Here is an 18,434-nt window from a genome sequence, read left to right on the forward strand (position 1 = left end):
CATAATGGTGGAATGCCATTTCCTGTCGTGTTGATCGGCGGAGCCTCGGGTTCCGGTAAGTCCTACGTGGCCCGCACCCACGGACGCCCCCACGTCGAACTCGACAACTTCTACCGTGACCAGGCCGAGCACACGCCCGAGCACCCGCTCCCCGTGACGCCCTACGGGGAGATCGACTGGGACCACCCGGGAACCTGGAACGAGGCCGCCGCGTGCGCGTCCCTGGCCCGCCTGGCGCGGGAGGGCGTCACCGAGTGCCCCGTGTACTCCATCTCCCACTCCGCCGCGACCGGCACCCAGACCATCACCTGCACGCGGGGACCCATCGCGGCCGAGGGGCTCTTCGCGTCCGAGCTCCTCGCGCCCCTCCGCCGCGAGGGCGTGGACGTCGAGGCGTACTACATCGTCGAGCCGGCCGCCTGGACCGCGCTTGCGCGCTTCGTCCGGGACGTCCGCGAGTCCCGCAAGCCTCTTCCCTTCCTCCTCAAGCGCGGCTGGAGCCTCTACAAGGCCGACGGCGCGCTGCGCGACCGCTACGCCGCCGCGGGGTTCACCCTCGTGGCCAAGTCCCGCCTCAAGCGCCGACTCGCCTCAATGTGAGGGTCTGCTCCATTCGTCCCACGACGCCGTCCGAGTCGCTGACGACCGAGCTCGTCAGCCCGACCCCGTCCGCTCCGAAGCTCACCCGGGTGTCCAGGCCCTTCCACGGGCCGCGCGGGGCACGAATCAGGTGCAGCTGAAGGTCCACGTTGGGGTAGGCCCAGCCGGAGTCCCCGGGGCTCACGCGCACCGCCATGCCGTTCGCGGCGTCCAGGTCCCGCACAAACTCTCCGAACGCCGCGTCCTCCCCCTCGACCAGGGGGTGTGTCGAAGACACCCATGACCACCCGCGGCCCGGCCGGCTGTCCTTGTGCCGGAACCCCTCGAGCTGGGCGATGTACCCGCCGCCCCAGATCGCGGAGCCGTCGAGCGGGTCGCACTCCTCGCGGTGCGGCATGGTCTCCTCCTCGAGGCCCGCGATCTCCTCGGTGTCGGTCGTGGCCAGGAGCCATGCGCGGGCCCGCAGGCACGGACGGCCGTCCGGGCCCGTCATCTCGGCACGAACGAGCTGGATCGTCCGTCCGGGCCGCTCCATCTCGACCGTGACAGAGACGTCCCCGCCGGCCATGAGCCCCAGGATGTCGTAGCTCAGCCGCGCGATCCGCAGTCCCTCTGCCCGGGAGAACCGCTCAATCTCGTGGGCGAGGAGGCCGGAGGCGGGCCCCATGTGCTGCTCGTGCGGGTTCCAGGCGCCCTGGGCGTGGATTGTGCTCGCGAAGCGGCCCTCCCCTGTCCGCCGGTACATTGCGTCCTTCATGGCCATTGCGCCTCCCCTTGCCGCCAGGCGCCGTCGTCGCCCGAGATTGTCATGTGCCTCACATGGCGGACGGGCCTGTGCCCCACCGCCACGTCAGACGATAGCCTTGTCTGGCGCCGGGACAACCCTGGCGCGACTCGCGACGCAGTTCGGAGAACTCCCCATGCACGAAGTACAAGCTGTGGTCGTCCACGCCAAGGACGAACCGGCCGTGGTCGAGACCATCCTGGTTCCGGACCCCGGCCCCGGCGAAGTCCTTGTTGACGTCCGCACATGCGGCGTCTGCCAGACGGACGCCCACTACCAGGCGGGCGGGGTCGGGGACGACTTCCCCTACCTGCTCGGCCACGAGGCCACGGGAACGGTCAACGCCGTCGGCGAGGGCGTCACGAACGTCGCCCCCGGCGACACGGTCGTCCTCAACTGGCGCGCCGTTTGCGGCGAGTGCCGCGCCTGCGCCAAGGGCCAGCCGTGGTACTGCTTCGACACGCACAACGCGGAGCAGAAGATGACCCTCAAGGACGGGACCGAGCTCGAGCCCGCGCTCGGCATCGGCGCGTTCGCGGAGAAGACCCTCGTGGCCGCCGGCCAGTGCACGAAGATCGACGGCGACCTCGCCGAGGACCAGCTCGCGTCCGTCGGCCTCCTCGGCTGCGGCGTCATGGCGGGTATCGGCGCGGTCCTCAACACCGCCGACACCCAGCGCGGCGAGTCCGTGGCGGTCATCGGCTGCGGCGGCGTGGGTGTGGCAGCGGTCGCCGGCGCTCAGCTCGCGGGGGCCACGACGATCATCGCTGTCGACGTCGACGAGAAGAAGCTCGACGCCGCCCAGCGCCTCGGGGCCACCGACGTCGTCAACGCGAGCGACGTCAAGGACGTCGTCGAGTCCATCCGCGAGCTGACCGGCGGGTTCGGCGCGGACGTCGTCGTGGACGCCGTGGGCGTTGCGGAGACGTTCAAGCAGGCGTTCTACGCGCGGGACCTCGCGGGCCGGCTCGTGCTCGTGGGGGTGCCCTCGCCGGGAACCACGTGGGAGATCCCCCTCGACGAGGTCTTCGGCCGCGGCGGCGCCATCCGCTCCGCCTGGTACGGCGACTGCCTGCCCAGCCGCGACATCCCGATGCTCGTGGAGCAGTACCGCTTGGGTCGCCTCGATCTGGACGCGTTCGTCACGGAGCGCATTGCGCTCGACGACGTCCAGCCCGCCTTTGACAAGATGCGCGCAGGCGACGTGCTCCGCTCGGTGGTGGAACTCTGATGTCGCAGACCAATCACGGCTCCCGGGCCGCATCCCAGGCCCCCTCCGCCGCGGGCGGATCCGCCACTTCCACTCGCGGTGCTGCGGACGCCCCGGCAGAGCGCGGCCAGGAACAGCTGACCCGCGGGCTGACCAACCGCCACATGCAGATGATCGCCATCGGCGGCGCCATCGGCACGGGCCTCTTCGTGGCCTCCGGCGGCTCCATTGCAGAAGCCGGTCCGGGCGGCGCGCTCCTCGCCTACGCCCTCATCGGCTTCATGGTTCTGCTCATGATGCAGTCCCTCGGCGAGATGGCCTCTTTCCTCCCGGCCGCCGGCTCGTTCCAGACGTACGCGTCGCGCTTCGTCTCCCGCTCCTTCGGGTTCGCCGTCGGGTGGAACTACTGGTTCAACTGGGCCATCACCGTCGCGGCGGAGCTCGTGGCGGCGGGGCTCGTCATGCAGTACTGGCTGCCGGACGTTCCGGGCTGGATCTGGGCTGCCGTCTTCCTGGCTCTCCTGTTCGGGCTGAACTACCTGTCCGCCAAGGCCTTCGGCGAGGGCGAGTTCTGGTTCGCCTCGATCAAGGTCGTCGCCGTCATCGCGTTCCTCATCTGCGGCGTTCTCATGATCGTGGGCATCATGTCCGGTCCCTCCCCCGGATTCTCCAACTGGACCGAGGGTGAAGCCCCCTTCAAGGGCGGCGTCATGGGCGTCTTCAGCATCTTCCTCATTGCCGGATTCTCCTTCCAGGGAACGGAACTCGTGGGCGTGGCCGCCGGCGAGGCGAAGGACCCGGGAAAGCACGTTCCGAAGGCCATCCGCACCGTTTTCTGGCGCATCATGCTCTTCTACATCGGCGCCATCACGGTCATCGGATTCCTCATTCCGTACACGAGCCCCAACCTGCTCAAGAATGACGAGTCCGATATCGCGTTCTCGCCATTCACGATGGTCTTCGAGAATGCGGGCATCGCCTTTGCAGCCGCCCTCATGAACGCGGTCATCCTGACCTCGATCCTCTCCGCGGGCAACTCGGGACTCTACGCCTCGACGCGCATGCTCTACGGCCTGGCCGTCTCCGGCTCGGCGCCGAAGATCTTCATGCGCCTCAACAAGCGGGGCGTGCCGGTTCCGGCGCTCATCGCCACGGCGAGCGTGGGTCTGTTCGGGTTCCTCACGGCGATCATCGGTCAGGGCGAGGCGTACGCCTGGCTGCTCAACGTCTCGGCGCTGTCCGGATTCATTGTGTGGATCGGCATCTCCATCTGTCACTACCGCTTCCGCCGCGCGTACATTCGCCAGGGGCGTGACCTGAACGACCTGCCGTACAAGGCGCCGTTCTTCCCGTACGGCCCGATCCTCGCGTTCATCGTGTTCATCGTCATCATCATTGGCCAGGGGTACGGGGCCATCGGCGAGGGCAACCTCCTCGCGGTCCTCAGCGCGTACATCGGCATTCCCGCTTTCCTGCTGCTGTGGCTGGGATACCACATGGTCAAGAAGGACCGAGTGGTGCCGCTCGACGAGGTGGATCTCGATTCCGAGGTCTCCGCCCCGGTGGAGATCGTCTGAGTTCTCAATGCTGTTCCCCGATCAAGGGGCCGTCGCCGCGACCACCGCGGCGTCGGCCCCTTTTTTCATCCCCATGAGAAAATAGGTGGATGGGACACATCGACGTCGCGAATATTGACTACCACCTCTCTGACGGGCGCCAGCTCCTCAACGGCGTCTCCTTCAAAGTCGGTGACGGCTCGAAGACCGCACTCATCGGCCCCAACGGCACGGGCAAGACCACGCTGCTCAAGATCATCTGCCAGGACATCAAGCCGGACGAGGGCGCCGTCTCTCGCTCCGGATCCCTGGGCATCATGCGGCAGTTCGTGGGCCAGGTCCGCGACGAGACCACGGTGCGCGGCCTCCTCCTCTCGGTGGCCCCCGAGCGGCTCCGCACCGCGGGCCTTGCGCTGGACGCCGCGGAGGAGCGGATGATGTCCCACGACGACGAGCCCGCCCAGATGGCGTACGCGCAGGCCATCGCGGACTGGGGCGACGTCGGCGGCTACGAGCTCGAGACCACCTGGGACGAGGTCACGATGGCCGCCCTCGGGGTCGAGTTCGAGCGAGCCCAGCACCGCCAGGTGTCCACGCTGAGCGGCGGCGAGCAGAAGCGACTCGTCCTCGAGGCCCTCTTCCGCGGACCGGACGAGGTCCTCGTCCTCGATGAGCCGGACAACTACCTCGACGTCCCGGCCAAGCGGTGGCTCGAGGCTACCCTGAAGTCCTCACCCAAGTCCGTCCTCTTCGTCAGCCACGACCGCGAGCTCCTCGCCAACGCCGCCGAGCGGATCGTCACCCTGGAGCCCGGCATCAACGGCGCGTCCAGCTGGACGCACGGCGGCGGCTTCGCCAGCTACATTGACGCCCGCGCGGACCGCAACGCGCGCTTCGAGGAGCTCCGCAAGCGCTGGGACGAGGAGCACATCAAGCTCAAAGAGCTCGTCAACATGTACAAGACCAAGGCCGCCTTCCGGTCTGACATGGCGAACCGCTACCAGGCGGCCCAGACGCGCCTGGCCAAGTTCCTCGAGGCGGGACCGCCCGAGGCCCTGCCCATTGAGCAGAACGTGTCCATGCGGCTCAAGGGCGGGCGCACGGCCAAGCGGGCCGTCGTCGTCGAGAAATTGGAGCTGACGGGGCTCATGAAGCCGTTCAGCACCGAGATCTGGTTTGGTGACCGGGTGGGCGTGCTCGGATCCAACGGATCCGGCAAGAGCCACTTCCTGCGCCTCCTGGCCGCGGGCGGCACGGACCCGGAGAAAGAGCACGAGCCCGTCACCGAGGTGGAGATTGCACCGGTTCCGCACACGGGCTCGGCGAAGCTCGGCGCGCGCATCCGGCCCGGGTTCTTCGCCCAGACCCACTCGCGGCCGGACCTGGACGGGCGCACGCTCCTCGACATCCTGCACCGGGGCGACGAGCATCGCTCCGGCATGGGGCGCGAGGCCGCCGCGGGCGCCCTGGACCGGTACGGTCTGGCGTCCAGCGCCGAGCAGTCGTACAACAGCCTCTCCGGCGGCCAGCAGGCGCGCCTCCAGATCCTCCTCCTGGAGCTCTCGGGCGCCACGCTCCTGCTCCTGGACGAGCCGACGGACAACCTCGACCTGCATTCGGCGGAGGCGCTGGAGAAGGCCATCGACGGGTTCGAGGGGACGGTTCTCGCCGTGACGCACGATCGCTGGTTCGCGCGCTCCTTTGATCGTTTCCTCGTCTTCGGCTCCGACGGCCGAGTCTACCCCTCGGACGAGCCTGTGTGGGACGAGAAGCGCGTGGACCGGGCCCGGTAGACCGTCCTGGACCGTCTAGACGAAGGTGATCCGGTCCCCGGCAGCGAGCTTGTGGGCCTTGACTGAACCGGCGCTGAGCTCCACCACCTGGGCCGCCGGCTCGGGTGAACTGTGCCACAGCGGCCACAACCCCGCCCGTGCATTCTCCTCGACATGAAGGATCTCGCCATCCGCTGAGACCCAGAGCAGATCCAGGGGGAAATTCATCCCGAGCATCGTGACGCGGGTGTTGTCCGAATCGGGTGAGACGAGGAGCAGCCCGTCAAGACTGCCGAGGGAGCCCTGCCCGGACAAGCCGCGCCCGACCGAATCAGGCTGATCGGCGACAGCCAGGGTCAGCGTTGCCCCGCGCACGTGGGCGGTCCGCATGCGAAGGGCGCTGAGGTCCTGCGGTCGTGAACGCGCAAACGCATCCAGGCCGAACCCGGCGGCCACGAGGAGGACGGCAACTCCGAAAAGAGCCAGGAACAGACCCGCCAGAGGTTTCATAGGCCCAACACTAATGCGTTCCCCACGTACCCCGGCACGCGCAGAAAGGGCCCGGCCCCGCGAGTTCTCGCGGGTCCGGGCCCTTCACTCAAGCGACAGAAGGCGGGCTTAGAAGTCCCAGTCCTCGTCCTCGGTGGACACGGCCTTGCCGATGACGTAGCTCGAGCCGGAGCCAGAGAAGAAGTCGTGGTTCTCGTCCGCGTTCGGAGAGAGCGCGGAGAGGATCGCCGGGTTGACGTCCGTGACGCTGCTCGGGAACATCGCCTCGTAGCCGAGGTTCATGAGCGCCTTGTTGGCGTTGTAGTGGAGGAACTTCTTGACGTCCTCGGCGAGCCCCACGCCGTCGTAGAGGTCGTGCGTGTACTGGACCTCGTTCTCGTAGAGCTCGAAGAGCAGCTCGAACGTGTAGTCCTTGAGCTCCTGGCGGCGCTCCTCCGAGGCCGTCTCAAGGGCCTTCTGGAACTTGTAGCCGATGTAGTAGCCGTGGACGGCCTCGTCGCGGATGATGAGGCGGATCATGTCGGCCGTGTTCGTGAGCTTGGCGCGCGAGGACCAGTACATGGGCAGGTAGAAGCCGGAGTAGAAGAGGAAGGACTCGAGGAGGGTCGAGGCGACCTTCTTCTTCAGCGGGTCGTCGCCGTGGTAGTACGACATGACGATCTGCGCCTTGCGCTGCAGGTTCTCGTTTTCGCGGGACCAGCGGAAGGCGTCGTCGATCTCGCGCGTGGAGCAGAGCGTGGAGAAGATCGAGGAGTAGGACTTCGCGTGGACCGACTCCATGAACGCGATGTTCGTGTAGACGGCCTCCTCGTGGTGCGTGATGGCGTCCGGGATGAGCGAGACGGCGCCGACCGTGCCCTGGATCGTGTCAAGGAGCGTCAGGCCCGTGAAGACGCGCATCGTGAGCTGCTGCTCCTCGGGCGTCAGGGTGGCCCAGGACTGCACGTCGTTGGACACCGGAACCTTCTCCGGCAGCCAGAAGTTGTTGACGAGGCGGTTCCACACCTCCACGTCCTTCTCGTCCTGGATGCGGTTCCAGTTGATGGCTTCTACGTGTGACAGGAGGTGGTCGCTCATGCCTCCCAATCTACCGCCTCAGGAGGGGCCGACGACGACCGGCTCACCGGCTCCCCCGCCGGTACCGCTCAATGGTCGCGACAATCTCGGGCGCTTCGCTCGTGGAGAACGAGACGGGCCCGTCCGGCGTGTCCACCTCGAGGGCGTCCCCGCCGAAGTACCGCGGTTCTTGCGCCGGTGCCACCGCGCGGCCAGACAGCCGCCCAGCCGCCCCGGTCAGTCCTGCGAATCCCGGGGCCTGTTCCCGTCCTCGCGGACCAGGTCCGGCCTGTAGACGGTCAGGGCCTTGAGGAACCGCTCGGGGTCGTCGCACCCGAAGAGGAATGCCCGAGCGTACGTTGCAAGTCTCACGAACGGTCCACCGCCGTAGACAATGGGATAGAAGAGCAGGCGGTCCAGGGCATAGACCATTTCGGCATCCTGGATTACGTAGGGCCGAATCTCGCGTTCTACTGCCGCCCGTGCACGCGGAAAGACCCATTCAGGGTAGAACGTGACATCCACGAGTTCGCCCCACGCGACGCCACCCGAAAAAGCACCCGCGCCGCGGGCCTTGATCCCGCCGGGATAGACGGTGACCTTGACGGACTTGCCGCGGGGCGCCGACGTGGAGAAGGAGTCCCGATAGGTGATTTCCGGACGCTCTCGGGGGTCGCGCGCGGAGATGGCCCAAGGGCTGTTGTCGCCACGAGTCATCAGGAGCGCCTCCGCCGAAGTTGTGCAGTGTTGCGGCCATTCTATTCGGCATGGTGAATCCGACGCTTCACGGTGATTTCGCAGGCGCCGGCCTTCCGGTGAGCGCTTCACGCCGATACGGTGGAAAGGGTCAGCCGCAACCGGTGGGTTGACCCCGGCACGTCACCCCAATCCCCTTCCGTGGAGGCATTCATGACTCAGCACCGTTCCTACTCCGGGCACACCATCCTCATCACCGGCGCCAGCTCCGGAATCGGCGAAGCGCTCGCCCGCGAGTTCGCGTCCCGCGGCGCCGACGTCGTCCTCTCCGCCCGCAGGCAGGACCGGCTCGAGGCCCTCGCCGAGGAGATCCGCAGGGACCACGGGCGCCGCGCCGATGTCGTGCCCGCGGACCTCTCTGACACCGATGGCGTGAGGCAGCTGCTCAGCACCCTGGACGAGCGCGAGATCCGAATCACGGGACTCATCAACAACGCCGGATTCGGCAAGATCACGCCGCTCCATGAACAGGACCCGGACGAGGTCCACCGCATGATCAACCTCAATGTCACGGCCCTCACCGACCTGACGGTGGCCCTTCTGCCCCGCCTGCGCTCCTCGACTCACGGCCTCCTTGTCAACATCGCGAGCGTCGCGGCCTACCAGCCGATCCCGGAGATGGCCGTCTACGCGGCGACGAAGGCGTACGTCCTCAGCTTCACCGAGGCGCTCTGGGCCGAGTCTCGCGGGACGTCGCTCAAGGTCCTCGCGGTCTCCCCCGGGCCCACGGAGACGGAGTTCTTCGAGGTCGCCGGGCATTCGGCCGACGGCGGGCTGCCGCGCGCCACGGCCGCCGCCGTCGTCGAGACCACCCTGACGGCCCTGGACCGGAAGGACACGCCGCCGAGCGTCGCGGTGGGCCGGAGCGGGACGGCCGCCGCCCTGGCGGGGCGGATGACGCCCCGCCGCCTCCTGCTCCCGGCCCTGCGGCGGGGAATGTCGCGCCGCAAGTGACCCGGACCGATTAAGCCGCGTCGGTGTCCGTCTCCTCCTCGCGGCCCGGGGTGCGGAGGTTCCACTTGCGGATGACGAAGCGGAACACCACGTAGTAGATCACGGCGTAGACGAGGCCCACGAGGACGAGAAGCCCGGGCTTCTCGGCGATGCCGAGGTTGAGCAGGAAGTCGATGGCGCCGGCGGAGAAGCCGAAGCCGTCCCGGATGCCCAGAAGGTTGGTCACCATCATCGAGGTGCCCATGAGCACGGCGTGGATGATGTAGAGCGGCCACGCCACGAACATGAACGAGAACTCCAGCGGCTCGGTGATGCCGGTGAGGAACGCGGTCAGACCCGTGGAGAGCATAATGCCGCCCACGGCCTTCCTCTGGGACGGGCGGGCCTCCTGCCAGATCGCCAGGGCGGCGGCGGGCAAGGCGAACATCATGATCGGGAAGAAGCCTGTCATGAAAACGCCTGCGCTCGGGTCCCCCGCGAAGAAGCGGTTGAGGTCGCCGTGCACGCCGTTGTAGTCGCCGAGGACGAACCACACCACAGAGTTGAGGATGTGGTGGAGGCCGAGCGGGATGAGCATGCGGTTCGCGAACCCGTAGATGCCTGAGCCCACCACGGCGTTCTCGTTGACGGCGTTGCCGAGGCCGGTGAGGCCCGCGTTGAACGCGGGGTAGATGAGGCTGAGCAGGACGCCGATGACGAGTGCTGCGAGCGACGTCAGGATGGGGACGAGGCGGCGCCCGCCGAAGAATCCGAGCCAGTCCGGCAGCTTGGTCCGGTAGAACTTCTGCCACAGCAGGGCGGCGGTCAGGCCGATGACGATGCCGCCGAGGACGCCGTAGTTGATGACTGGCGGCTTGGCGGCGTCCGCGGGGGCGCCGAGGACGATCGGCGCCATGACCTTGAAGACGTTGGTCATGACGAGGTAGCCGACGACGGCGGCGAGGGCCGTGGAGCCGTCGCCCTTCTTCGCGAATCCAAACGAGATGCCCACGGCGAAGAGCAGCGGCAGGCCGTCGAACAGGGCCTGCCCTGCGGCGCCGATGACGTGCGCGCCCGTGGCAATGCTCGGGAAGCGGCCCAGGAGGTCGTCTTGCCCCAGGCGCATGAGAAGTGCGGCGGCCGGCAGCGCTGCGATCGGCAGCATGAGGCTGCGGCCGAAGCGCTGGAGGACCTTCATGGCCTTGCCGTCGCCCCGCGGTCCAGCGCCCGTCTTGGCCTCTTCAGTGGTGGACATGGCTCTCCTCACCCATGCTGCTCACCCGTCGGTTGATTCGCACATGGAAGTCTGGTCGTGTTGGATTCACTGATTATAACCAGTTGACACGTGGCGTGCGCCACTCTCTTCACAGGAGGACCCATGTCCAAGGCTTCAGACATTCTGGCGGCCCTCGGCGGCGCCGAGAACCTCGAGGACATCGAGGGCTGCATCACGCGCCTGCGGTGCGAGATCGCGGATCCGGCCCTCGTGGATCAGGCGGCGCTCAAGGCCCTCGGCGCGCACGGCGTCGTCGTCCAGGGCCGCACGGCCCAGGTCGTCGTGGGTCCCGAGGCGGACTCCCTTGCCGAGGACATCCAGGACCTCCTGTGACCGCGGTCCGGGCCCCCATCGCGGGGCACGTGCTGGCCCTCGCCGACGTCCCGGACCCGGTGTTCAGCGCAGGAATGGTCGGGGACGGACTCGCCGTCTCCCCCGCTGAGAACGCGGGCCGCATCACGGTGACCTCGCCCATCGCGGGCGAGCTCGTCAAGGTGCACCCCCACGCGTTCGTCGTCGTAGCCGAGTCCGGGGTTGGCGTGCTCGTGCACGTCGGCCTCGACACCGTGGGCCTCAAGGGCCGCGGCTTCGAGGTGCGCGAGGACGAGGGGGCGGTCGTCGAGGCGGGGCAGCCCGTGCTCGACGTCGATGTCGAGGCCGTCGTGGCGGCGGGGCTGAGCCCCATCTGCCCCGTCGTCGTCCTGGACACCAAGCCCGGAGACCTCGGGGACCTGGCCGTGGGAGGCGAGGTGGCCGCGCAGGGGCCACTCTTCCAGATCCCGGACCCTGCGTGACCCAGCCGTCCGGCGCTGAGGCGAGCGCGCCCGAGCCCAAGCACGCGCGGGTCCGCAAGGAGATCGCCGAGCTCGTGGCCGCTGAGCTGTCCCCCGGCGACGCGCTGCCGGGGGAACGCCAGCTCGAGGAGCGCTTCGGGGTCTCGCGGATCACGATCCGCCGGGCCATCGCCGACCTCTGCGCGGAGGGCGTGCTCGTGCGCCGCCACGGCAAGGGCACGTTCGTCTCGCACGGCCGCGTGAAGTCCAGCCTGCACCTCGCCTCGTTCAACGAGGACATGCGGGCGGAGGGCATCAGCCCCACGACGCGCGTCGTCGTGGCCCGCGCCGAGGTCCCCCCGGCCGCCGTGGCCGAGTTCTTGCGCCTTCCTGCGGGGCAGCCGGCCCATCACCTCGTTCGCGTGCGTCTCGGCAACGGCGCGCCCGTCAGCGTGGACGAGTGCTGGATGCCGGTTGAGGCCACGCCCTCCCTGCTGGGCGACGACCTGACCGGCTCCCTCTACGGTCTGCTGGCCTCGTACGGCACGCCGGTGCTCACCGCGTCGCAGTCCGTGTGGGCGGATACGGTGGCCGGCGAGACCGCCCGCCTCCTCGACGTGCCCGCAGGCTCCCCCGCGCTCGTGTTCCTCCGCCACTCCTTCACGGAGGCGGACGGCGCCCCGGCGCCCATCGAGTACTCGGTGTCCACCTACCGGGCGGACCGCTACCAGCTGTCCATGACGCTGGAGCTCACGACGACGAGCTAGCGCGCCTTCTCCCCCGCCCGTGGACCCTGTCATGCCTGGCCTTGTTGATGAAGGGAGGCTCCCGTGAACTGGGAGGAGCGTTACGTTCGCTTCGGCCGCGTCTTCGGCGAAGCCCCGACCCCGTTCCTGGACGAGCTCATCCGGGATGGCACCGGCGGTGGGCAGCTCCGCGCGTGCGCGGGCGCGGGGCGGCCCGACCTCGGTGCGGGCGCGCCCGTGTTGCGGCAGCCCGCGATAACGCTGGCCGAGTCAGCGGAGCCGTTCGCCCCGCCCCGGGCCCTCGTGCCCGGCGACGGCTACGGGCGCAACGGGCTCGCCCTCGCGGCCGCGGCGCTCCGCCCGGGCGGGACCGTCGTCGTCGTGACCTCCCCCGAGGTGGCCAGCCCGCGCGCGGAGCAGTCTCTGTGGCCGGGGAGCATCACCTGGGAGGACCGCAGCACGGAGGCCGAGACCCGGCTCATCGGGCGGGCGTGACGCCCGCAAGTCCGCCCGGCGGCGATGGCCCTTTCTCCGCCGACGGTGATTGACCGGCTGTCTCCCGCCTCGCGCGCTGGGCCTAGATGCCCTCGCTGAGGGCCCTCTCCCGCCCAGCGCGGATCGCCGCGGCCGCCTCGTGGGCCTCGCGCACGCTGATCGTGTAGGTCTTGTTGCCCGTCTCGAGGACGAGCGCGTCGCCGCCGAAGTACCACCGCCGCCCCGGCGCAATGGGGCCGAGCCGACGGGCCGCCCACGAGAAGTCGCTCTCCGGGCGGACGCGGACGTCCCGCAGAGCCGCCCACCGCAGCGAGGCCCGGCTCTGCGGCTCGAGCTCCAACTGGAGGCCGTCCCTGCCCAGGGCCACCGTGTTGCCATGGGTATAGAAGAGGCTGAAGAGCATGACGGCCAGGGCCGGAACGAGCATGATCGGCACGATGACGCGCGGTTCCGCGGTGTGGAGGACGCGGCTCACGAACTGGAGGAGAAGCATGATGCAGACGAGGAACACGACCCCGACAATGCGTGCTCGCGTCATGGCGCGGTCGGGGCTCAGCCCGCTGAATGTCGTGGTCCAGGCGGTCGCTCCTGGAGCCGCGGACGGCTCCGACTCGAGCGCCGCCGAACCGATGACGGCGCCCGGGCACCGTTCCCGGATCAGCTCCACCAGCTCCGGCGGCGCCGGGTGGGAGAAGCGCAGGCTCCGCGTCTCCGTGAGGACCCGTACCCAGGGGCCGCCTCGGTAGTAGAAGTCAGCGGCGTTGCGCGTGGGGCCGTTCTCGATGAACGCCAGCACCCCACTGTGCGCCAGGGACTCCGCGCCAGTGCCGGTCTCCACACGCTGGATGGCTTCCCACGCGATACGCGCCGGGGATGCCGCGAGGGTGGACAAAACGAGGCCGCCCTCCTCGACCCGGACGGTGACGCCGTTGAGCGAGAAGCCGGCGCGGCTCACCGTCCACTCGTGCTCGCCGTCCGCCACGTGCGTCCCCTTTCTTCTCGGGCCTCAGAGCCGCGTGATCACGCACAACGCCCGCCCCCGGATCAGAATATCTGTCCGGTGGGCGGGCGCCGTCGTCGTTCTCCTGTGCCGCAGGCGGCGGGGAGAATCAGAGCATGCAGCTCACGCAGCCGTCCACTTCCGTGCCTTCCAGCGCGAGCTGGCGCAGACGGATGTAGTAGAGCGTCTTGATGCCCTTGCGCCACGCGTAGATCTGCGCGCGGTTGATGTCGCGCGTGGTGGCGGTGTCCTTGAAGAAGAGCGTCAGGGACAGGCCCTGGTCCACGTGCTGCGTGGCCGCAGCGTACGTGTCGATGATCTTCTCGTAGCCGATCTCGTACGCGTCCTGGTAGTAGTCCAGGTTGTCGTTCGTCAGGTACGGGGCCGGGTAGTAGACGCGCCCGATCTTGCCTTCCTTGCGGATCTCGATCTTGGCGGCCACCGGGTGGATGGAGGACGTCGAGTTGTTGATGTAGGAGATCGAGCCGGTCGGCGGGACGGCCTGGAGGTTCTGGTTGTACAGGCCGTGCTCCATGACGTCCTGCTTGAGAGCCTTCCAGTCCTCCTGCGTCGGGATGTGGATGCCCTCGAAGAGCTCAGCGACCCGCGGCGTGGCCGGGGCCCACTCCTGCTCCGTGTACTTGTCGAAGAACGCGCCGGACGCGTAGGTCGAGTTCTCGAACCCGCCGAAGGTCTTGCCCGTCTCCTGGGCGATCTTGTTCGAGGAGCGCAGCGCGTGGAAGAGGACCGTGTAGAAGTAGATGTTCGTGAAGTCGATCCCCTCCTCCGAGCCGTAGTGGACGCGCTCGCGAGCCAGGTAGCCGTGGAGGTTCATCTGGCCGAGGCCGATGGCGTGCGAGGAGTCGTTGCCCTTGGCGATCGAGGGGACCGAGCCGATGTGCGACAGGTCCGACACCGCGGTCAGCGCTCGGATGGCCGTCTCGATGGAGGCGCCGAAGTCCGGGGAGTCCATCGTCTTGGCGATGTTCATGGACCCGAGGTTGCAGGAGATGTCCTTGCCCGTGTCCGCGTAGGAGAGGTCCTCGTTGTAGGTGGTCGGCGAGGACACCTGGAGGATCTCCGAGCAGAGGTTGGACATGATGATCTTGCCCTCGATGGGGTTGGCCTTGTTGACCGTGTCCTCGAACATCACGTACGGGTAGCCGGACTCGAACTGGATCTCCGCGATGGTCTGGAAGAACTCGCGGGCCTTGATCTTCGTCTTCTTGATCCGCGCGTCGTCCACCATCTCGCGGTACTTCTCCGTGACGTTGACGTCAGAGAGCGGCACGCCGTAGACGCGCTGGACGTCGTAGGGGGAGAACAGGTACATGTCCTCGTCCCGCTTCGCGAGCTCGAACGTGATGTCCGGGATGACGACGCCGAGCGAGAGGGTCTTGATGCGAATCTTCTCGTCCGCGTTCTCGCGCTTCGTGTCGAGGAACCGGTAGATGTCCGGGTGGTGCGCATGCAGGTACACGGCGCCTGCGCCCTGGCGGGCGCCGAGCTGGTTGGCGTAGGAGAAGCTGTCCTCGAGGAGCTTCATGACGGGGATGACGCCCGAGGACTGGTTCTCGATCTGCTTGATCGGCGCGCCGACCTCGCGGATGTTGGTCAGCGCGAAGGCGACGCCGCCGCCGCGCTTGGACAGCTGGAGGGCGGAGTTGATGGAGCGGCCGATCGACTCCATGTTGTCCTCGATGCGCAGGAGGAAGCAGGAAACGAGCTCGCCGCGCTGCTTCTTGCCCGCGTTGAGGAAGGTCGGCGTGGCGGGCTGGAAGCGGCCCGCGATGATCTCCTCGACCATGCGCTCGGCCAGGGTCTCGTCGCCCTGTGCAAGGTACAGGGCCGCCATGCACACGCGGTCCTCGTAGCGCTCCAGGTAGCGCTTTCCGTCAAACGTCTTGAGCGTGTAGGACGTGTAGTACTTGAACGCGCCCAAGAAGGTCTCGAAGCGGAACTTCTTGGAATAGGCCAGCTTGAACAGGCTCTTGATGAAGGCGAAGGAGTACTTCTGGAGCGTCTCCTCCTCGTAGTACTCGTTGTCCACGAGGTACTGGAGCTTCTCCTCGAGGGAGTGGAAGAAGACCGTGTTCTGGTTGACGTGCTGGAGGAAGTACTGGTGTGCCGCCTCCCGATCCGCCTCAAACTGGATCTGGCCGTGCTCGTCGTACAGATTGAGCATGGCGTTGAGCTCGTGGTAACCGAGCCCCTGGTACTTGGGGTCAATGGCCTTCTTGGCGGGCCTTACGCCTTGATCGAGCGTGCTGTCCAAAACGCTTCCAGTCCCTTCGACACGGCCGAGACGTCCTCGGCGGTGCCCATCAGTTCGAATCTGTAGAGAAGCGGCACGTTGCATTTTGCCGCGATTTTGTCGCCTGCAATGCAGTACGTCGTGCCGAAGTTTGTGTTCCCGCCAGCGATCACGCCCCTCAAGAGCGCTCGGTTGTCGGGGTCATTGAGGAAGGCGACCACCTGTGGGGGGATCGAGCGCTTCCCCTCTTCGCCCCCGTAGGTGGGGACGACGAGAACGAATTCTCCCTGGGCCTTCAGTCTCGCCTTTCCCGCATGGAGCGGAATGCGCGACGCCGGCTGGCCGAGCTTCTCGACGAAGCGTGCGGTGTTGTTCGAAGTCGAGGAGAAGTAGATGATCCGGGCGGTGGTCGTCTCAGCCGGGACGACCTCGCTCATGGTCTCAGGCGACCTGCGAGACCGCTGCGGAGAGGGTGGCGATCTTGTCCGGGCGGAAGCCGGACCAGTGGTCGTTCTCAGTCTCGACGACGGGGGCCTGCATGTAGCCGAGCGAGCGGACGTGCTCCAGCGCGGCCGAGTCCTCGGTGACGTCGATGACCGTGTACTCGACACCCTTCTTGTCGAGGGCACGGTATGTGGCGTTGCACTGGACGCAGGCAGGCTTCGTGTAGACGGTCACAGTCATGGGTGCGCTCCTCGTAGATCGGGGTTTCTCGGGTCCGCCGGGGGGTCTTCGGCGTGCCCTTCGATCCTACATCCGCCAACGCGCCAACCACTACATCTTGTGTCTGCTCGAGGCGTGACCCCCTACACCTTGTGTTACATGCCTGTAAGTCTCAACGGTGTGATCTCCACACCGCAATCCACAGGCGGCCTCGGCCGCACCCCGCCGCGGTGGCCGCGCGAATGAGCCTCGGCGGCGGCGTCGTCCGCTCCCGAGAGGCGGGTTATGCACAGCCTGTGGCCAGCGTTGCCCACCCTGTCCCACCCCCTCGGATGCGTGGGAGAATTTCCGAATGAGGGCGTGTCGAGCGTGTCGCGCCTAGTAGCCGCAGGCACAAGATCTTGTGCTGAGCCGGACCGGGAAGGGAACCGCCGATGACGAGCAGCCGCCACCTCGAGACCTTCCTCACCGTCCTGCGCACGGGCTCCATCACGTCCGCCGCCCGGCAGCTCGATCTCAGCCCGTCCGCCGTGAGCCAGCAGATCTCCACGCTGGAGCGCGACCTCGGCGTGGACCTCTTCATCCGACACGCCCGCCGCCTCGAGCCGGCCCCGGCCGCCGCCGTGGCCGCGGACCACGCCCGGACCGTCCTGGCCCAGCTCGACGCGCTCAAGCACCGCCTCCAGCGGCCTCCCGAGGAGCCGGCCCTCGTCGTCGGAATGTTCGCGAGCCTCGCCCAGCGCCTGGCGCGCCCCCTTCAGGCGCGCCTCGACAGCGCGGGCATTTCTGCCCGCTACATCATCGGCGACCCTCCCGCGGTGGCGCGCCCGCTCCTGGGGCCTGGAGGGTACGACGCCGGCGTGGACCTCGCCCTGATCTTCCACCTCGGGGACGGCTCCCCCGCCGTGACGGCGGACGTCGCGCGGGAGTGGATCGAGGACGAGCCGTTCGACGTCGTCCTCCCCACCGCCTGGGGCACACCCGGTGACGCAGACCGGGAGACGCTGGGGCAGCTGCCGTGGATTGTCCACCACCCCGGGACCGCGGACGCGGCCATCATGGAGCGCTCTCTCGCGCTCAACGCGGAGGGGCCGGACATTGCGGCCCGGAGCGACGACTTCCGCGCGTCCCTGGAGCTTGTCCGCGCGGGGGTGGGCGCGGCGCTCATCCCCCGCTGGGTCCACCGGAGCGAGTCCGCCGAGGGGCTCGACGTCCGGCCAGGCACGGGGATTCGCCTGTCACGGCGGGTCTTCGCGCTCTCCCGGCGCAGCAGCCCGGTAGCGCCGCTCGTCCCGGCCGTGCTCGCGGCTATCCGCGCCGAACTGCGGCGGCCGCCGGCGCCTGGGATGCCGCGCTCGAGCCGAACACGGCCATGACGACGAGCACCGCGGCGCCGAGGACCGCCAACAGCGCGTTGACCAGCGGGGTGACGAGGAGGAAGACGTCGGCCTGAGGGTTGTCGTCCAGCGCGGAGACGCCCACGTGAGCGGCCACGAGCCCGAGGGCCAGGAGCGCGGTGCAGAGCGCAATGAGGAGGCCACGGGCTGCGGGGCGCTGGCCGGCGGCATCGGGGCGCGTCATGGAGGCCGCCTGGGGCGCCGACTCTGTCTGGAGCGCCGACGCCGACCGGGGAAGCGAGGCGAGAGCGGCACGAAGGGTGGCAGCGGAACGGGTTGTGGTGGTCATGGCGGGCTCCTTGGCGAGGCTGAGGCCGGGTTTCCGGCGCACAATCAGTCTCCGGCGGCACTCTATGGCCCCGCTGTGGCCCCGGTACGGCGGGGGTATGATCCTGGCACGCATGCAGACTCGATACCTCGAAGGACGGTCATGAGAACGCCGACCATCGTTCGCTTCGTTGCCATCACGGGGGCCTGCCTGGTCCTCGACATCATCCTCTATCTCGCGCTCCCCCGGGACGTCTCAGCCCTTGAGGCCGTCCTGTGGGCCCTCGGCGCCGTGGCCGTGGGCGCAGCAGGCGCCTTCGGGCATGACCGATTCCGCGACCGCTCCTCTCGTTGAACGCGTCCGGGACCCCGCGCGGCTCTGGCTC

22 protein-coding genes are annotated in these 18,434 nt (G+C 68.2%); 11 read left to right on the top strand and 11 right to left on the bottom strand.

What is annotated here, in order from left to right; translation table 11 throughout:
• Window positions 1-12: 12 nt before the first annotated feature.
• A complete protein-coding gene (locus J2S35_RS00630; RefSeq protein ID WP_309848669.1) occupies window positions 13-600 on the top strand; it encodes a uridine kinase family protein in 588 nt (195 codons plus the stop codon).
• Here J2S35_RS00630 and J2S35_RS00635 read toward each other — a convergent pair.
• Window positions 575-1,357, bottom strand: coding sequence for a thioesterase family protein (locus J2S35_RS00635; protein WP_309848672.1), 783 nt, complete (start codon window positions 1,355-1,357; stop codon window positions 575-577). The two genes, J2S35_RS00630 and J2S35_RS00635, sit on opposite strands and share 26 nt — an antisense overlap.
• A 163-nt stretch (window positions 1,358-1,520) precedes the next feature.
• Between J2S35_RS00635 and J2S35_RS00640 the strand changes: the two genes are divergently transcribed.
• The 3 genes from J2S35_RS00640 to J2S35_RS00650 all read left to right on the top strand — a co-directional run bounded on the left by J2S35_RS00640 (window position 1,521) and on the right by J2S35_RS00650 (window position 5,943).
• On the top strand, window positions 1,521-2,615 hold the full coding sequence (locus tag J2S35_RS00640) for an S-(hydroxymethyl)mycothiol dehydrogenase (RefSeq protein ID WP_309848674.1): 1,095 nt from the start codon (window positions 1,521-1,523) through the stop codon (window positions 2,613-2,615).
• Complete coding sequence (locus J2S35_RS00645) at window positions 2,615-4,171, top strand: amino acid permease (RefSeq protein WP_380083586.1); 1,557 nt, start codon at window positions 2,615-2,617, stop codon at window positions 4,169-4,171. The genes J2S35_RS00640 and J2S35_RS00645 overlap by 1 nt, the downstream gene beginning before the upstream one ends.
• A gap of 89 nt (window positions 4,172-4,260) precedes the next feature.
• Window positions 4,261-5,943, top strand: a complete 1,683-nt coding sequence (locus tag J2S35_RS00650; protein WP_309848677.1) for an ABC-F family ATP-binding cassette domain-containing protein — start codon at window positions 4,261-4,263, stop codon at window positions 5,941-5,943.
• A gap of 15 nt (window positions 5,944-5,958) precedes the next feature.
• On the opposite strand, the gene J2S35_RS00655 is transcribed toward J2S35_RS00650, so the two are convergent.
• From J2S35_RS00655 to J2S35_RS00670, 4 genes are all read right to left on the bottom strand, one after another.
• Window positions 5,959-6,378, bottom strand: coding sequence for a DUF192 domain-containing protein (locus J2S35_RS00655; protein ID WP_309848680.1), 420 nt, complete (start codon window positions 6,376-6,378; stop codon window positions 5,959-5,961).
• 162 nt (window positions 6,379-6,540) lie between these two features.
• The gene (gene nrdF / locus J2S35_RS00660; RefSeq protein ID WP_309848682.1) at window positions 6,541-7,509 is read right to left on the bottom strand and encodes a class 1b ribonucleoside-diphosphate reductase subunit beta; all 969 of its coding nucleotides are present in this window, start codon (window positions 7,507-7,509) and stop codon (window positions 6,541-6,543) included.
• A gap of 43 nt (window positions 7,510-7,552) precedes the next feature.
• Window positions 7,553-7,693, bottom strand: a complete 141-nt coding sequence (locus tag J2S35_RS00665; protein ID WP_309848684.1) for a hypothetical protein — start codon at window positions 7,691-7,693, stop codon at window positions 7,553-7,555.
• A gap of 32 nt (window positions 7,694-7,725) precedes the next feature.
• Complete coding sequence (locus tag J2S35_RS00670; protein WP_309848687.1) at window positions 7,726-8,205, bottom strand: hypothetical protein; 480 nt, start codon at window positions 8,203-8,205, stop codon at window positions 7,726-7,728.
• A 192-nt stretch (window positions 8,206-8,397) separates the two neighbouring features.
• Here J2S35_RS00670 and J2S35_RS00675 point away from each other — a divergent pair, with 192 nt between their 5' ends.
• On the top strand, window positions 8,398-9,198 hold the full coding sequence (locus J2S35_RS00675) for an SDR family NAD(P)-dependent oxidoreductase (RefSeq protein WP_309848690.1): 801 nt from the start codon (window positions 8,398-8,400) through the stop codon (window positions 9,196-9,198).
• Window positions 9,199-9,208: 10 nt separating this feature from the next.
• On the opposite strand, the gene J2S35_RS00680 is transcribed toward J2S35_RS00675, so the two are convergent.
• On the bottom strand, window positions 9,209-10,432 hold the full coding sequence (locus J2S35_RS00680; RefSeq protein WP_309848693.1) for a PTS transporter subunit EIIC: 1,224 nt from the start codon (window positions 10,430-10,432) through the stop codon (window positions 9,209-9,211).
• 123 nt (window positions 10,433-10,555) lie between these two features.
• Here J2S35_RS00680 and J2S35_RS00685 point away from each other — a divergent pair, with 123 nt between their 5' ends.
• The 4 genes from J2S35_RS00685 (at window position 10,556) to J2S35_RS00700 (ending at window position 12,467) form a co-directional block, all read left to right on the top strand.
• Window positions 10,556-10,786: a PTS glucose/sucrose transporter subunit IIB gene (locus tag J2S35_RS00685; RefSeq protein WP_309848694.1), complete on the top strand. Its 231-nt coding sequence runs from the start codon at window positions 10,556-10,558 to the stop codon at window positions 10,784-10,786.
• The gene (locus J2S35_RS00690; protein ID WP_309848696.1) at window positions 10,783-11,247 is read left to right on the top strand and encodes a PTS sugar transporter subunit IIA; all 465 of its coding nucleotides are present in this window, start codon (window positions 10,783-10,785) and stop codon (window positions 11,245-11,247) included. The genes J2S35_RS00685 and J2S35_RS00690 overlap by 4 nt, the downstream gene beginning before the upstream one ends.
• The gene (locus J2S35_RS00695) at window positions 11,244-11,993 is read left to right on the top strand and encodes a GntR family transcriptional regulator (RefSeq protein WP_309848699.1); all 750 of its coding nucleotides are present in this window, start codon (window positions 11,244-11,246) and stop codon (window positions 11,991-11,993) included. The genes J2S35_RS00690 and J2S35_RS00695 overlap by 4 nt, the downstream gene beginning before the upstream one ends.
• A 63-nt stretch (window positions 11,994-12,056) precedes the next feature.
• Window positions 12,057-12,467: a hypothetical protein gene (locus J2S35_RS00700; protein ID WP_309848702.1), complete on the top strand. Its 411-nt coding sequence runs from the start codon at window positions 12,057-12,059 to the stop codon at window positions 12,465-12,467.
• Window positions 12,468-12,549: 82 nt separating this feature from the next.
• Here the strand turns inward: J2S35_RS00700 and J2S35_RS00705 are convergent, their stop codons facing one another.
• The 4 genes from J2S35_RS00705 to nrdH form a co-directional block, all read right to left on the bottom strand.
• A complete protein-coding gene (locus tag J2S35_RS00705; protein WP_309848704.1) occupies window positions 12,550-13,449 on the bottom strand; it encodes a hypothetical protein in 900 nt (299 codons plus the stop codon).
• Window positions 13,450-13,576: 127 nt separating this feature from the next.
• Complete coding sequence (nrdE, locus tag J2S35_RS00710) at window positions 13,577-15,697, bottom strand: class 1b ribonucleoside-diphosphate reductase subunit alpha (RefSeq protein ID WP_309852959.1); 2,121 nt, start codon at window positions 15,695-15,697, stop codon at window positions 13,577-13,579.
• Between the two features lie 17 nt (window positions 15,698-15,714).
• Window positions 15,715-16,158 carry a class Ib ribonucleoside-diphosphate reductase assembly flavoprotein NrdI gene (gene nrdI, locus J2S35_RS00715; RefSeq protein WP_309848705.1) on the bottom strand — a complete coding sequence of 148 codons (444 nt, stop codon included), beginning with the start codon at window positions 16,156-16,158 and terminating at the stop codon, window positions 15,715-15,717.
• A gap of 4 nt (window positions 16,159-16,162) precedes the next feature.
• A complete protein-coding gene (nrdH, locus tag J2S35_RS00720) occupies window positions 16,163-16,405 on the bottom strand; it encodes a glutaredoxin-like protein NrdH (RefSeq protein WP_309848708.1) in 243 nt (80 codons plus the stop codon).
• A 413-nt stretch (window positions 16,406-16,818) separates the two neighbouring features.
• Between nrdH and J2S35_RS00725 the strand changes: the two genes are divergently transcribed.
• Window positions 16,819-17,760, top strand: coding sequence for a LysR family transcriptional regulator (locus tag J2S35_RS00725; RefSeq protein WP_309848711.1), 942 nt, complete (start codon window positions 16,819-16,821; stop codon window positions 17,758-17,760).
• Here the strand turns inward: J2S35_RS00725 and J2S35_RS00730 are convergent.
• On the bottom strand, window positions 17,693-18,070 hold the full coding sequence (locus tag J2S35_RS00730) for a hypothetical protein (protein ID WP_309848715.1): 378 nt from the start codon (window positions 18,068-18,070) through the stop codon (window positions 17,693-17,695). The two genes, J2S35_RS00725 and J2S35_RS00730, sit on opposite strands and share 68 nt — an antisense overlap.
• A gap of 141 nt (window positions 18,071-18,211) precedes the next feature.
• Between J2S35_RS00730 and J2S35_RS00735 the strand changes: the two genes are divergently transcribed.
• Window positions 18,212-18,403, top strand: a complete 192-nt coding sequence (locus J2S35_RS00735) for a hypothetical protein (RefSeq protein ID WP_309848717.1) — start codon at window positions 18,212-18,214, stop codon at window positions 18,401-18,403.
• The last annotated feature ends 31 nt before the right edge of the window (window positions 18,404-18,434 follow it).

Source organism: Falsarthrobacter nasiphocae, from assembly GCF_031456275.1.
Classification (GTDB): Bacteria; Actinomycetota; Actinomycetes; order Actinomycetales; family Micrococcaceae; genus Falsarthrobacter; species Falsarthrobacter nasiphocae.